Here is a 13,746-nt window from a genome sequence, read left to right as displayed (position 1 = left end):
TCACTGCCAGCATCACCCGATGCACGTATTCCTCGAAACCGAGCGGCTGATCCTCCGCCGGTTCACCGAGAACGACGCGGACGCGCTCTTCGAGCTCTACGACGACGCGGACGTGATGAAGTACCTCAATGGGGGCCTGCCGGCCGACCGCACGGAGATCACCGAAAAGGATCTCCCCGCGTTCCTCGGTTACTACGAGCGTTTCCCCGGTTACGGGTTCTGGGCGGCGATCGAGAAGCGGACCGGCGATTTCCTGGGGTGGTTCCACTTCCGCCCGCGCCCGCAAGACCCGCCGGACGAGCCCGAGCTGGGGTACCGGCTGCACCGCAAGGCCTGGGGCCGCGGCTACGGCACCGAGGGCTCGGCGGCGCTGCTCGCGAAGGGGTTCACCGAACTGGGGGTCACCCGCGTGACGGCGTCCACCATGAAGGTGAACGAACGCTCGCGGCGCGTGATGGAGAAACTGGGGATGACGTTCGTCCGCGCGTACTTCGAGGAGTTCCCCGAGCACGAGCGGGCCCCGGGCAGCGAACACGGCGAGGTCGAGTACGCCATCACCCGCGAAGAGTGGTCCCGTGGTCGTGAGTGCTGAGTCGGGTTCTAACCCGACTCAGCACTCACGACCGGTGGGTCAGCGGTAGACCTCGAACTCGTAGATCCGGGCCGCGCCGTTGCCGTCGTTCGCCGGCGTGGTGAGGTTCAGCTTCACGTACCGGGCCGACCGCGTCGTGATCGGGTGATAAGTGCGGCTGGCCCGCGACCCCGACACGTTCGCGACCGTCGTCCACGTACTGCCGTCGGTCGACGTCTGGATCGTGAAGGCGCCGGTGTTCCAGCCGGTCGTCTCCCCGCCGAGGCCGGCGTGCTTGACGACGAACGAGGACACGTTCTGCGCCGACCCGAGGTCGACCTGGAGGAACTTCGTCGCGGCCGTGCTGCAGAACTTGCTGTTGTTCGCCAGGCTGCCGTCGACGGCCTTGTCCGCGGTCTCGGCCGAGTTGCAGGTCGCCGAGCCGGTCGCCGCCTTGCCCTGCGCCAGGTTCGTGCCCAGCTCCGGCGCGGCCGGCGGCGGCGTGAACCCGTCGTTGTACGACGGCGGGACGTCCGCGGTGCTCGTGCCCCAGCTGCTCGGCGACGAGCCCATCGTGTAGCTCAGGCTCGACGCGCCCGCGATGTCGCCGTAGCGGATCCACGACTTGGTCGTCGCGGTCCCGTTGACGCTCAGGCTCTGCACGTACTGCGCGCCCTGGCCCGCGCCGGAGCCGGTGATCTGGATCGTCCCGCTCGGGCGCACGATCGAGACCGACGGGAACAGCGGGCCGTGCAGGGCCAGGACGTCCGCGCCCGGCGTCGCCGGGTACATGCCCAGCGCCGCGAAGACGTACCACGCCGACGTCGCGCCGAGGTCGTCGTTGCCGGGCAGGCCGCCCGCGCCGGTGGTGAACGACTCGTTCATCACGCGCCGCACCGCCGAGCTGGCGCCCTGCGGGTGGGCCGCGTAGTCGTACGCCCACGGCACGCCGTGCTCCGGCTCGTTGCCGATGTAGAAGTACGGCTGGGTGAGGCCGCCGTTGAGCTGGGTGAAGTGGTGGTCCAGCCGCTGGACGGCGGTCTGGCGGCCGCCCATCAGGTTGATCACGCCCTGGTAGTTGTAGGGCACCATCCAGGTGTACTGCGACGGGTTGCCCTCGGTGTACCCGCTGTCGCTCGACGGCACGACCGGCCACGCCCAGTTCCCGTCGCTGCCGCGCGGCTGGACGTAGCCCGAGTCGGTGCCGAACACGTTCTGCCACCACTGGGCACGCTGCATGTACGTGCTGTACTTCGCCGTGTCGCCGACCGCCTTCGCGAATTGCGCGATCGCGAAGTCCGACGCCGAGTATTCGAGCGAGTCCGACGGGTCTTCGTAGATGTAGTGCCGGCTGAGGTAGCCGCTTTCCCGGCCGCGGATCGCCTGGCCCTGCGCGGTGCCGCCGTTGGAACTCTTGTCCATCAACGTCAACGCCGCCGCGGTGTCGAAGCCGCGGACCCCGAAGGCGTACATGCTGCCCACGATGATCGGCCCGGGGTCACCGGTCATCACGAAGTGCTCGTTGCTGTTGTGCGACCATTTGGGCAGCAGGCCGCCCTGCTGGCCGTCCAGCACCATGGACTTCGCGATGTCGCTGGCCTCGTTCGGGGCGAGCAGCCCGATCAGCGCGGCCCACGACCGGTAGATGTCCCAGCCGGAGTAGTTCTGGTAGACGGTGTGGGACGCCGCGTGGATCGCCTGGTCGAACCCGCGGTACTGGCCGTTGGTGTCGCTCGCGATGTTCGGGTTCTGGAAGACGTGGTACAGCGCCGTGTAGAACTTCTGCAGGTCCGCGGCCGCGCCGCCGGTCACCTGCACGCGGTTGAGGACGTCGTTCCAGCTCGTGTCGGCCGCGCCGCGGACGCCGGCGAAGTCGAAGCCGGGGTTCTCCGCGGCGAGGTTCGCCTGCGCGTTGGCCAGGCTGACGAACGAGATGCCGACCTTCGCCTGCACCGTGGTGTTGCTGGAGGTGTCGAAGGTGACGTACCCGCCGGAGTTCGTGCCGCTGGTGCTCGCGGATCCCGCGCTCACGGTGCCGCCGAGCCAGGTGCCGAACCCGCTGGGCGCGCGGTCGAACTGGATCACGTAGAAGATCTGGTAGGTCTTGGAAGAACCGCAGAAACCGCCGCCGGTCACCGAACCGGTGAGCTGGCTGCCGCTGATGGAGATCGACCCGTTGCGGTTGCCGGTGGCGCTGCGGCCGGTGTTGACGAGCAGCCGCGCGGACGTCGTGTTCGGGTAGGTCAGCCTCATCGAGCCGGACCGCTTGGTCGCCGAAAGCTCGACGGTGGTGTTGTAGTTGTCGAGCTTGTTCTTGTAGTAACCGGGCGCGGCCGATTCGTTCGCCTTGGTGTAGCGCCCGGCGTACCCGGTCCAGCCGGTGCCCGGCGAAGTGCCGATGGCGCCGGTGATCGGCAGCAGGCCGAGGTCTTCGTTGTTGGGGCAGCCGGCGCCGTTGAAGTGGGTGAGGCTGAATTCTTCGATGCTCGTGTCGCTGTACCGGTACCCGGACGGCGACGCGGTCGGGGTGTCCGGGCTGAACTGCACCATCCCGAACGGCACGGTGGCACCCGGGTAGGTGCTGCCGCCGGCGCCGCCGGGCACCGGGTTGGGCGAGTTGCTGTTGTCGGTGCCGATGAAGGGATTCACGTACTGCGTAAGGGCTAACGTGGCGCCGTCGGCGGGTGTCGCGGCGAGCCCCGCACCGACGAGCGCGGCCGCGAGCAAAGCCGCGCGCACCCGTCTGCGCATCCTCGGGAGTGGTCCGGACATGGAACCCTTCCTCTCCTTGTCGCACGCTTTCCGCCGGGCGACAACGTTGTCGGGCGTCGTGACAACGTTGTCAGATCGGCGGGTGCCGCGCTGACAACGTCGAGGGGATCGAAGTGGTACCGGAACTCGGTGGCAGGACATGGTGCCACGGCGGGACCCTCCGGCGGAAGCACCGAAAGTTCGTTGTGCGCCAAGCGATCCGCGGACCGGACCAGTCAGGGGCGGTGGACCACTCGGCGGCCGCTCAGCCTTGGGTCGCCCAGTGGTCGCCGAGCGCGGTCGTCGTCGCTTCGCCGTTCGTCAAGTCCGCCAGCCAGCTCTCGAACGCGGGCGCCTCCCCCGGCGCCAGCCCGATCTCGAACCGCGCCCGCTCGTCGAAGCGAGTCGCGTGGAGCAAGTACGGCGACGCGCGCAAGTCGTTCTCCAGCCGGCCCGCGCGGTCGTAGCTCACCGCCACTTCCACCAACGCGAGACGCCGGTGTTCTAGTACACCAACAACTTCCAGTGCCTCCGAAACGGACTGTCCGTACGCGCGAATCAATCCCCCCGCGCCCAGCAGCACCCCGCCGAAGTAGCGCGTCACCACCGCGACCGCGTCCGTGACCTCCCGGCGGCGCAGCACTTCCAGCATCGGGGTACCCGCGGTACCGGCCGGTTCGCCGTCGTCGCTCGAGCGCTGCGTCCGGCCGTCGGGGCCGAGAACGAAGGCGTGGCAGTGGTGTCGTGCCCCCGGTTCGGCGCGACGGCGGCCCGCGATGAACTCGCGCGCGGCCTCCTCCGACGTCACCGGGGCGAGCGCGCAGAGGAACCGGGAGCGCTTGATCTCGATCTCGTGGACCCCGGATCGAGCCACGGAGAGATAACGATCAGTCATCGGCGGAGTCCGTCATGCCCCCAGCTTCCCACCCCGCCGCGGCGCCCCGGCACGTGCCCCAGACCACTTGGGACAGACGTTTTCGCAGGTCAGAAGCGTCTCGAACCGTCATTCGGGAGCGACAGCCCGGCATATGGGACTACCCCCTGGCCCGTCAACGTAAGCGTGGCATTTCCCACCCGGGGGCAACGACGTATGTCGATAACAGCGAATTCACACTATCGTCATAAGACCCGGCGAACCCGGGAGTAACACCGCGCGCCCCGGCCGGCCCCCACCACAGTGGCCGGTCTGTGCGCGCACGCAGCACCCGACATGTTCGGCTGCCCAGTGTTGTGCGGCCTCCCAGATGCCCACGTCCGGTTTCCGAGCATCGCCGCCCGGCCGGCGCCACGCGGCATCTTGCACTTCGACAACAGCATCTGTTCTCGACTGACCATCGCGGTACCGGACCACTTCGTTAACCGGTTCAGCTCGAACCACACGATGGAGTGAGTACCGGTCGCGCCAACGCCTTGGGAGGCGGCCAGCCGTGACCCACCGTGCCAATTCCCTGCCCCCGTCCGGGGAGCAGTTCAGCAACGCCGAGGCCGAGGGCCTCTACCGGAGCGACTACGAACACGACGCCTGCGGTGTCGCGTTCGTCGCCGACCTGACCGGGCGGCGAGATCATGCGATCGTCGCCAAAGCCCTGGTCGCGTTGCGCAACCTGGAACACCGCGGGGCGCGGGGTGCCGAACCGGACACCGGGGACGGCGCGGGACTGCTCATCCAGGTTCCGGACGAGTTCTACCGCGAAGTCGTCGACTTCGAGCTGCCCGAGCCGGGCACCTACGCCGTCGGCACCGCTTTCCTGCCGCAGGACGAAAAACGCCGCGGCCGGGCCATGACGACCATCGAGCGCATCGCCGCGGAAGAGGACATGCGCGTCCTCGGCTGGCGCGAGCTGCCGGTGCACACCGAGCACTGCGGGCCGACCGCGGCCGAGACCATGCCGCACTTCACGCAGCTGTTCCTCACCGCGCGCCGCCCGAAGCCGGAGCACTCGGACCCGCTGCACATCGAGCGCAGCGCCTTCTGCGTCCGCAAGCGCGCCGAGCACGAGCTCGTCGAGGACGACGTGTACTTCCCGTCGCTGTCCTCGCGCACGATCGTCTACAAAGGAATGCTCACCGAGCCGCAGGTCGAGCGCTTCTTCGCCGACCTCACCGACGAGCGCGTCACCAGCGCCATCGGCCTGGTGCACTCCCGCTTCTCCACCAACACCTTCCCGTCGTGGCCGCTGGCGCACCCGTACCGGTACGTCGCGCACAACGGCGAGATCAACACCCTGCGCGGCAACCGCAACTGGATGGACGCCCGCGAGGCGCTGCTCGAGACCGACCTGGTCCCGGGCGACCTCAAGCGGATCTACCCGGTGATCACCCGGGGCGCCAGCGACTCGGCGTCGTTCGACGAGGTGCTGGAGCTGCTCCACCTCGGCGGCCGCTCGCTGCCCCACTCGGTCCTGATGATGATCCCGGAGGCCTGGGAGAACCACCAGGAGATGGACCCGGCCCGGCGCGCCTTCTACGAGTTCCACTCCACGCTGATGGAACCGTGGGACGGCCCGGCGCTGGTCGCCTTCACCGACGGCTCCCAGATCGGCGCGGTCCTCGACCGCAACGGCCTGCGCCCCGGCCGGTACTGGGTGACCGACGACGGCCTCGTCGTGCTGGCCTCCGAGGTCGGCGTGCTCGACATCGACCCGGCGACGATCGTCCGGAAGGGACGCCTCGAGCCCGGCCGGATGTTCCTCGTGGACACCGCCGAGGGCCGGATCATCGAGGACGAGGAGATCAAGACCGAGCTGGCCACCGCGCACCCGTATGACGAGTGGGTCGAGGCCGGTCTCCTGCACCTGGACGACCTGCCCGAGCGCGACCGCGAGGTCCCGCTGCACGCCGCGCTCGTCCGCCGCCAGCAGGCGTTCGGCTACACCGAGGAAGAGCTCGAAGCCATCCTCGAGCCGATGGCCCGCACCGGCGCGGAGCCGATCGGCTCGATGGGCAACGACTCGCCGATCGCGACGCTGTCCAGCCGGCCGCGGCTGATCTTCGACTACTTCATCCAGCTGTTCGCCCAGGTGACGAACCCGCCGCTGGACGCCATCCGCGAGGAGCTCGTCACCGCGCTCGGCACGCAGATCGGCGCCGAGCCGAACCTGCTGACCGGCGACGCGTCGAGCTGCCGCCGGATCGTGCTGCCGTTCCCGGTGCTCGACAACGACCAGCTCGCCAAGCTCGTGCACGTCAACGACGACGGCGACCTGCCCGAGTTCCAGGCCGTCACGGTGCTCGGCCGCTACAACGTCCACGGCGGCGGCGACGCGCTGGTCAAGCGGCTCGACGAGATCCGCGCCGAGGTGTCCGAGGCGATCGAGGACGGCGCGCGGCTGATCGTGCTGTCCGACCGCGGGGTCGACGAGAACCACGCCCCGATCCCCTCGCTGCTGCTGACCGGCGCGGTGCACCACCACCTCGTCCGCGAGAAGACGCGCACGCAGGTCGGCCTCATCGTCGAGGCCGGGGACGCGCGCGAGGTGCACCACATCGCGCTGCTGATCGGCTACGGCGTCGCCGCGGTGAACCCGTATCTGGCGATGGCGACCGTCGAGGAGATGGCCCACCAGGGCCTGATCCCGGGCGTGACGCCGAAGGAAGCGACGCAGAACCTGATCAAGGCGCTCGGCAAGGGCGTCCGCAAGACGATGTCCAAGATGGGCGTCTCGACCGTCGCGTCCTACACCGGCGCGCAGATCTTCGAGGCCATCGGGCTCGGCGAAGAGGTCATCGACAACTGCTTCACCGGCACGACCTCCCGCCTCGGCGGTGTCGGCTTCGAGACCCTCGCCGACGAGGTCGCGAAGCGGCACAAGTACGCGTTCCCGGCCGACGGCGTCCGGGCGTCGCACCGCGAGCTCGAAACGGGCGCGGACTACCAGTGGCGCCGAGAGGGCGAGCCGCACCTGTTCAACCCGCAGACCGTCTTCAAGCTCCAGCACTCCACGCGGTCCGGGAAGTACGAGATCTTCAAGGAGTACACGAAGGCCGTCGACGACCAGGCCGAGAAGCTGCTGACGCTGCGCGGGCTGTTCGACTTCAAGTACGGCAAGCGCGCACCGGTGCCGATCGAGGAGGTCGAGCCGGTCTCGGAGATCGTCAAGCGGTTCGCCACCGGCGCCATCTCCTACGGCTCGATCTCGATGGAGATGCACCAGACCCTCGCCATCGCGATGAACCGCCTCGGCGGCAAGTCGAACACCGGTGAGGGCGGCGAAGACGCGGAGCGGCTGTACGACCCGGAGCGGCGCAGCGCCGTGAAGCAGGTCGCGTCCGGCCGGTTCGGCGTCACGAGCGAGTACCTCGTCAACGCCGACGACATCCAGATCAAGATGGCGCAGGGCGCGAAGCCCGGCGAGGGCGGACAGCTGCCCGGCGCGAAGGTGTACCCGTGGATCGCGAAGACGCGGTTCTCGACGCCGGGCGTCGGCTTGATTTCGCCGCCGCCGCACCACGACATCTACTCGATCGAGGACCTGGCGCAGCTGATCCACGACCTCAAGAACGCCAACCCGAACGCGCGCATCCACGTGAAGCTCGTGTCCGAGGTCGGCGTCGGCACGGTCGCGGCGGGCGTGTCGAAGGCGCACGCCGACGTCGTGCTCATCTCCGGCCACGACGGCGGGACGGGCGCGTCGCCGCTGTCGTCGATCAAGCACGCCGGTGGCCCGTGGGAACTGGGCCTGGCCGAGACGCAGCAGACGCTGCTGGCCAACCGGCTGCGCGACCGGATCGTGGTGCAGACCGACGGCCAGCTCAAGACCGGCCGGGACGTCATCGTGGCGGCGCTGCTCGGCGCCGAGGAGTTCGGCTTCGCGACCGCGCCGCTGGTGGTGTCGGGCTGCATCATGATGCGCGTCTGCCACCTCGACACGTGTCCGGTCGGCGTCGCGACGCAGAACCCGAAGCTGCGCGAGAAGTTCAGCGGCAAGGCCGAATACGTCGTCAACTTCTTCGAGTTCATCGCCCAGGAAGTGCGCGAGTACCTGGCGGAGCTCGGTTTCCGGTCGATCGCCGAGGCGGTCGGGCACGCCGAGTTCCTCGACAAGCGCAAGGCGATCGACCACTGGAAGGCCGCCGGGCTGGACCTGTCGCCGATCTTCCACGTGCCCGAGCTGGCCCCGGCGGGCCTGCGCCTGCAGCAGACGCTGCAGGACCACGGGCTGGAGAAGGCGCTCGACAACACGCTGATCCAGCTGGCCGAAGGCGCGTTGAACTCCGGTGACAAGGTGCGGCTGGAGCTGCCCGTCCGCAACGTGAACCGGACCGTCGGCACCATGCTCGGCTCCGAGCTGACCAAGCGGTGGGGCGGCGAAGGCCTGCCCGACGACACCATCGACGTCACCTTCACCGGCACCGCGGGCCAGTCGTTCGGCGCGTTCGTGCCGAAGGGCATCACGCTGCGGCTGATCGGCGACGGCAACGACTACGTCGGCAAGGGCCTCTCCGGCGGCCGGCTGATCGTGCGGCCGCCGAAGGAGGCGACCTACGTCGCCGAGGAGCAGATCATCGCCGGCAACGTGATCGGCTACGGCGCCACCAGCGGCGAGATCTTCATCCGCGGCAAGGTCGGCGAGCGGTTCTGCGTGCGCAACTCGGGCGCGCTGGCCGTCGTCGAAGGCGTCGGCGACCACGGCGGCGAGTACATGACCGGCGGCCGGATGGTCGTGCTCGGCCCGATCGGGCGCAACTTCGCGGCCGGCATGTCCGGCGGCATCGCTTACGTGCTGGACCTGCCCGCGCACCGCGTCAACCCGGAGATGGTCGACCTCGACCCGCTCGACTCCGAGGACGCGGACTTCCTGCGCGAGACGCTGGAAAAGCACTACGACGAAACGGAATCCGCGGTCGCGCGGGAACTGCTGGCCGACTGGGACGCGGGCGTCGACCGCTTCGGGAAGGTCATGCCGAAGGACTACAAGCGCGTGCTCGCGGCGCAGGTGCAGGCCGAGCGTGACGGGCGCGACGTGAACGAGGCGATCATGGAGGCCGCACATGGCTGACCCCAAGGGCTTTCTGACCACCACGCGCGAAGAACCCAAGCGCCGTCCCGTCGACCTCCGGCTGATGGACTGGCGGGAGGTCTACGAAGACTTCGCGACGACGAAGCTGGAGAAGCAGGCCGGCCGCTGCATGGACTGCGGCATCCCGTTCTGCCACCAGGGCTGTCCGCTCGGGAACCTCATCCCCGAGTGGAACACGCTGGTGTGGCGGGACGACTGGCGCCAGGCCATCGAGCGGCTGCACGCGACGAACAACTTCCCGGAGTTCACCGGCACGCTGTGCCCGGCGCCGTGCGAAACCGCTTGCGTGCTCGGGATCAACGACGACCCGGTGACCATCAAGCGCGTCGAGATCTCCATCGTCGACCGCGCCTTCGAAGAAGGCTGGATCACGCCCGAGGTGCCGCCGGTTCGTACGGGCAAGAAGGTCGCGGTCGTGGGCTCCGGCCCGTCGGGTCTCGCCGCGGCGCAGCAGCTCACGCGCGCGGGCCACAGCGTCGTGGTCTACGAGCGGGCCGACAAGATCGGCGGGCTGCTGCGCTACGGCATCCCCGAGTTCAAGATGGAGAAGTCGCGCCTCGACCGCCGGCTCAAGCAGATGGAGGCCGAGGGCACGGAGTTCCGGGCGTCGGTCAACGTCGGCGTCGACCTGCCGGTGGCGGAGCTGCTGGCCCACGACGCCGTGGTGCTCGCCGGCGGCGCGACCGACTGGCGCGACCTGCCGATCCCCGGCCGCGAGCTCGACGGCATCCACCAGGCCATGGAGTTCCTGCCGCCGGCCAACCGGGTCGCCTCGGGCGAGCTGGAGAAGTCGCCGTTCGACGCTTCGGGCCTGGACGTGGTCGTGATCGGCGGCGGCGACACCGGCGCGGACTGCGTCGGGACGTCGCACCGCCAGGGCGCGAAGTCCGTGACGCAGCTGGAGATCATGCCCAAGCCGCCGGAGACCCGGTCGGACGCCCACCCGTGGCCGACGTACCCGATGATCTACCGGGTGTCCTCGGCGCACGAAGAGGGCGGCGAGCGGCTGTACGCGGTGAACACGCAGGAGTTCCTGGGTGACTCGGCTGGTCGCGTGCGGGCGCTGAAGCTGGTCGAGGTGCGCAACGAGGGCGGCAAGTTCGTCCCCGTCGAAGGCACGGAGCGAGAGCTGCCCGCGCAGCTCGTCCTGCTGGCCATGGGCTTCCTCGGCCCGCAGAAGCAGGGCCTGCTCGAAGACCTGGGCGTCGAGCTGGACGGGCGCGGCAACGTGGTCCGCGACAAGGCGTTCAAGACCAGCCTGGACAACGTGTTCGTGGCCGGCGACATGGGCCGCGGCCAGTCCCTGATCGTGTGGGCGATCGCGGAGGGCCGCAGCGCCGCGGCCGGCGTCGACGCCTTCCTGACCGGGCGGGACTTCCTGCCCGCCCCGATCGCGCCGACGGACCGGCCGATCGCGTAGAACCCGGCGCCGGCGGAGGTGTCACTGTCGCCACCTCCGCCGGCGCTGTCCCACTGCTCAGCCGAAGTAGTGCCCCTTCTCGACGTCTTCGAGTAGGCCCGGTCGCGTCGGCCGCCAGCCGAGCAGCTCCTGCGTGCGCGTGCTGCTCGCCGGCTGGTCGACCGACAGGATCAGGCCCAGGAAACCCAGCTCCTCGGCCGGCACCGACGTGGGCGCCAGGCCCAGCCGGTCACCGATCACCGCGGCGAGGTCGCGGATCGCCACGCCTTCGTCGCCGACCGCGTGCAGCACCGCGCCCGGCTGCGCCTGCTCCAGCGCGAGCCGGAACAGGTGCGCGGCGTCCAGGACGTGCACCGCGGGCCAGCGCTGCGTCCCGTCGCCGACGTACGCGGAGACGCCCTTCTCGCGGTCCAGGCCGATCAGCCGGCTGACGAAGCCGTGCCGGTCGCCTTCGCCGTGCACCGACCGCGGCAGCCGGACGACCGACGACCGCACCCCGCGGCCGGCCAGGGCGACGACCGAGCGGGCGATTTCGGTGCGGCCCGCGACCGGCCCGGCGCCGTCCGGGTTGTCGTCCTCCACTGACGCGCGCCCGGGCACGACGGGCGTCCCCGACGCGAGCACGAAACGCTTCCCGGCCAGCGCCGCACCCATTGCCTCGACCGCACGCGCGTCGGTCTCGATCGCGTCCGCGATCCGGCTGAAGTCGTGCCCGAAGGCGAGGTGGACGACGGCGTCGGCGCGCTCCGCGGCCTTGTTCAGCAGTTCGAGGTCGGTCAGGTCGCCGCGGAGCACGTCCGCGCCCCTCGACTCCACCGCGGCCGCCGAAGCGTCCGACCGGGCCAGTCCGACGACCTCGTGGCCCGCGCCGACGAGCTCGGGCACGAGCGCCGAGCCGATCCAGCCGGACGCACCGGTGACGAAAACACGCATGACGACCTCCGCACAGTGATGACACTTGGTGCCATCACCATAGCACCGTGATGACACCGGGTGCCATCACCTAAGCTGGACGCATGAGCCGCTGGGAGCCGAACACGCGCGAGCGGCTGATGCGCGCCGCGGTGGCGGAGTTCCTCGACCGCGGCTACGAGAGCGTCACCGTCGCCGAGATCACCGAGCGCGCCGGCCTGACCAAGCGCACGTTCTTCCGCCACTTCGCCGACAAGCGCGAAGTGCTGTTCGCGGGGCAGGAAATCCTGACCCGCCTGTTTTCTGACGCGATCGCTTCGGCGCCGGCCGAGGCGACGCCGATCGAGGCGATCTCGGCCGCGCTCGCGGCGACCGGCGAGGTGTTCGGGCCCGAGCGGCGCGAGTGGGCGCGGAAGGTGAAGGCAGTGGTCGCGGGGCACAGTGACCTGCGGGAGCGTGAACTGCTGAAGCGCGCGAAGCTGACGGCCGCGATGGCCGGGGCGTTGCGGGAGCGCGGAGTCGGGGAACCGGCGGCGAGCCTGGCCGCGGAGGTGGGCGGTCTGGCTTTCACGACGGGTTTCGCGCGGTGGGTGGAGCCGTCGAACGAACGCGGTTTCGGGGAGCTTTCCCGGGAGGCTTTGGCGGAGTTGGTGGCGGCGACCGCCTCCCTCGGCTGAGGGACCTGGCGCCTCGACGTCACCGCGGGGCGGCCTTCCGCTCCACCGCGGCCGCCGAGACCGCGCGGCAATGGTCCTGAATGAGTCATTCAGGACCTCCGGTGACCTGAATGAGTCATTCAAGACCTTTGGCGAGCGAGTGGGACCGCGCGCGACCGGCCTTCACCGATCCAAGAGAGCGCTTCCCAGCGGCGTCAAAGAATGCAGCACCGTATTCCGCTCCCGGTGCGTGATGATCAGCCCCGCGCGCCGCAGCACCGTCGTGTGCTTGCTGACCGCCGACGGCGTGACCCCCAGCCGGGCCGCCAGTTCCGAGGTCGAGCAGCCGACCGCCAGGATCGTCAGTGCCGCCGCTCGGGTCGGGCCCAGCAGGTCCGCCAGCGCGTTGCCCGGGGTCTTCCGGGCCGCGCGGTCGACTCCCGCGGTGTGCGCCGCGTGCCGGACGCACGGGTAGAGCAGCCGGGGAACGCCGCCCGGCAGCGGCGGAACCAGCGACGGCGCCACCGAAAAGTACGTCGGGACCAGCAGCAGGCCCGTGCCTTCCGACGGGAGCGTGCTCGGGAGCCCGTCGTCGGTCTCCAGGACCGGTGCCGTCCAGCGGACCTTGGGGCGCAGGCCGGTCAGCAGCGCGTCGACGCCGCCGTGGAGCAGCACCTGCGTGCGCATGCCGAGGTCCGCGTCCACCTGGGCGCACAGCATGTCCCAGCCCGGCGCGAGCGCCAGGTCGTGGTAGTCCTGCATGGCCTGGACCAGCCGGGGCAGGCCGGCGGTGTCGCCGTCGGCGAAGGCCGCTGCCCAGGGCGGCAGGTCGCGGTCGATCGGTGCGGTGCGCAGCGCGGCCTTGAGGCTCACCGAGTCCGCCTTCAGCACCGCCGCGAGACCCGTCTCGAGGTCGTAGCGGCCCGCCGCGGGCACCAGGAACTCCGGGATCGGCGCGTCCGGGCGGCAAAGCCACATCAGCACCGCCGCGGAGTCCGGCAGGCCCTGCCAAACCCGGTAACGCCACCGGTTGAACGCCGCCGAAGCCGCGTTCCGGCCGCCGTCGCGGCGCTGCAGGACCTGCAGGCTCGCGGCCAGCTCACCCATCGGGTCGGCCGCGGCGGCGAGGCCGACGCGGACGAGGTCCGGCAACGTCAGTTCGATGCGCACGATTCCCCCGGGTCTTTGCTCCTCCATCGGGTGAAGATCTCGTTCCGTTACAAACCTGACCTGCGTTTTTGCCTCTCCGGGAAATCTTCTCGACGGGGGCCGACGGGCCCTGAATGATGGCTCCAGAGACCGCTTTCGGGGGTTCGCGGTCTCGACGAGGGGGATTCGCCGGCACGTTTCCGGCGCCGGGCCACGACGGCCCGGCGCCGGTTGCCGCGCGCCTTCGTCGTCAGCACACCGAATGAT

The 13,746-nt window shown here is 70.0% G+C and carries 8 protein-coding genes; 4 read left to right on the top strand and 4 right to left on the bottom strand.

The window, feature by feature from the left end:
* The first annotated feature begins 19 nt into the window (after nt 1–19).
* A complete protein-coding gene (locus H4696_RS45055; protein WP_086862589.1) occupies nt 20–592 on the top strand; it encodes a GNAT family N-acetyltransferase in 573 nt (190 codons plus the stop codon).
* Nucleotides 593–631: 39 nt separating this feature from the next.
* On the opposite strand, the gene H4696_RS45050 is transcribed toward H4696_RS45055, so the two are convergent.
* Together H4696_RS45050 and H4696_RS45045 are read right to left on the bottom strand one after the other, a co-directional pair.
* Entirely contained in the window at nt 632–3,322 is a 2,691-nt protein-coding gene (locus H4696_RS45050) for a GH92 family glycosyl hydrolase (protein WP_225955990.1), read from the bottom strand.
* A 265-nt stretch (nt 3,323–3,587) separates the two neighbouring features.
* Nucleotides 3,588–4,217: a YigZ family protein gene (locus H4696_RS45045; RefSeq protein WP_086865439.1), complete on the bottom strand. Its 630-nt coding sequence runs from the start codon at nt 4,215–4,217 to the stop codon at nt 3,588–3,590.
* Between the two features lie 532 nt (nt 4,218–4,749).
* On the opposite strand from H4696_RS45045, the gene gltB reads away from it, so the two are divergent.
* Together gltB and H4696_RS45035 are read left to right on the top strand one after the other, a co-directional pair.
* The gene (gltB, locus tag H4696_RS45040; protein WP_192782890.1) at nt 4,750–9,321 is read left to right on the top strand and encodes a glutamate synthase large subunit; all 4,572 of its coding nucleotides are present in this window, start codon (nt 4,750–4,752) and stop codon (nt 9,319–9,321) included.
* Entirely contained in the window at nt 9,314–10,762 is a 1,449-nt protein-coding gene (locus H4696_RS45035) for a glutamate synthase subunit beta (protein WP_086864387.1), read from the top strand. Before gltB ends, H4696_RS45035 begins: the two co-directional genes overlap by 8 nt.
* Before the next feature lie 57 nt (nt 10,763–10,819).
* Here the strand turns inward: H4696_RS45035 and H4696_RS45030 are convergent, their stop codons facing one another.
* Complete coding sequence (locus H4696_RS45030) at nt 10,820–11,695, bottom strand: SDR family oxidoreductase (RefSeq protein ID WP_086864386.1); 876 nt, start codon at nt 11,693–11,695, stop codon at nt 10,820–10,822.
* Nucleotides 11,696–11,778: 83 nt separating this feature from the next.
* Here H4696_RS45030 and H4696_RS45025 point away from each other — a divergent pair, with 83 nt between their 5' ends.
* On the top strand, nt 11,779–12,351 hold the full coding sequence (locus tag H4696_RS45025) for a TetR/AcrR family transcriptional regulator (RefSeq protein WP_086864385.1): 573 nt from the start codon (nt 11,779–11,781) through the stop codon (nt 12,349–12,351).
* 162 nt (nt 12,352–12,513) lie between these two features.
* On the opposite strand, the gene H4696_RS45020 is transcribed toward H4696_RS45025, so the two are convergent.
* Nucleotides 12,514–13,527, bottom strand: a complete 1,014-nt coding sequence (locus tag H4696_RS45020; RefSeq protein WP_225955989.1) for an ArsR/SmtB family transcription factor — start codon at nt 13,525–13,527, stop codon at nt 12,514–12,516.
* Between the last annotated feature and the right edge of the window lie 219 nt (nt 13,528–13,746).

Source organism: Amycolatopsis lexingtonensis (assembly GCF_014873755.1).
GTDB classification, from domain to species: domain Bacteria; phylum Actinomycetota; class Actinomycetes; order Mycobacteriales; family Pseudonocardiaceae; genus Amycolatopsis; species Amycolatopsis lexingtonensis.
This window is presented reverse-complemented; position numbering and strand designations above follow the sequence as displayed.

What these genes read in the sequence shown, in the direction of transcription:
- H4696_RS45055 (WP_086862589.1), top strand. Translation starts at nt 20, where the DNA reads ATGCACGTATTCCTCGAAACCGAGCGGCTGATCCTCCGCCGGTTCACC.
- H4696_RS45050 (WP_225955990.1), bottom strand. Translation starts at nt 3,322, where the DNA reads ATGCGCAGACGGGTGCGCGCGGCTTTGCTCGCGGCCGCGCTCGTCGGT.
- H4696_RS45045 (WP_086865439.1), bottom strand. Translation starts at nt 4,217, where the DNA reads ATGACTGATCGTTATCTCTCCGTGGCTCGATCCGGGGTCCACGAGATC.
- H4696_RS45035 (WP_086864387.1), top strand. Translation starts at nt 9,314, where the DNA reads ATGGCTGACCCCAAGGGCTTTCTGACCACCACGCGCGAAGAACCCAAG.
- H4696_RS45030 (WP_086864386.1), bottom strand. Translation starts at nt 11,695, where the DNA reads ATGCGTGTTTTCGTCACCGGTGCGTCCGGCTGGATCGGCTCGGCGCTC.
- H4696_RS45025 (WP_086864385.1), top strand. Translation starts at nt 11,779, where the DNA reads ATGAGCCGCTGGGAGCCGAACACGCGCGAGCGGCTGATGCGCGCCGCG.
- H4696_RS45020 (WP_225955989.1), bottom strand. Translation starts at nt 13,527, where the DNA reads ATGGAGGAGCAAAGACCCGGGGGAATCGTGCGCATCGAACTGACGTTG.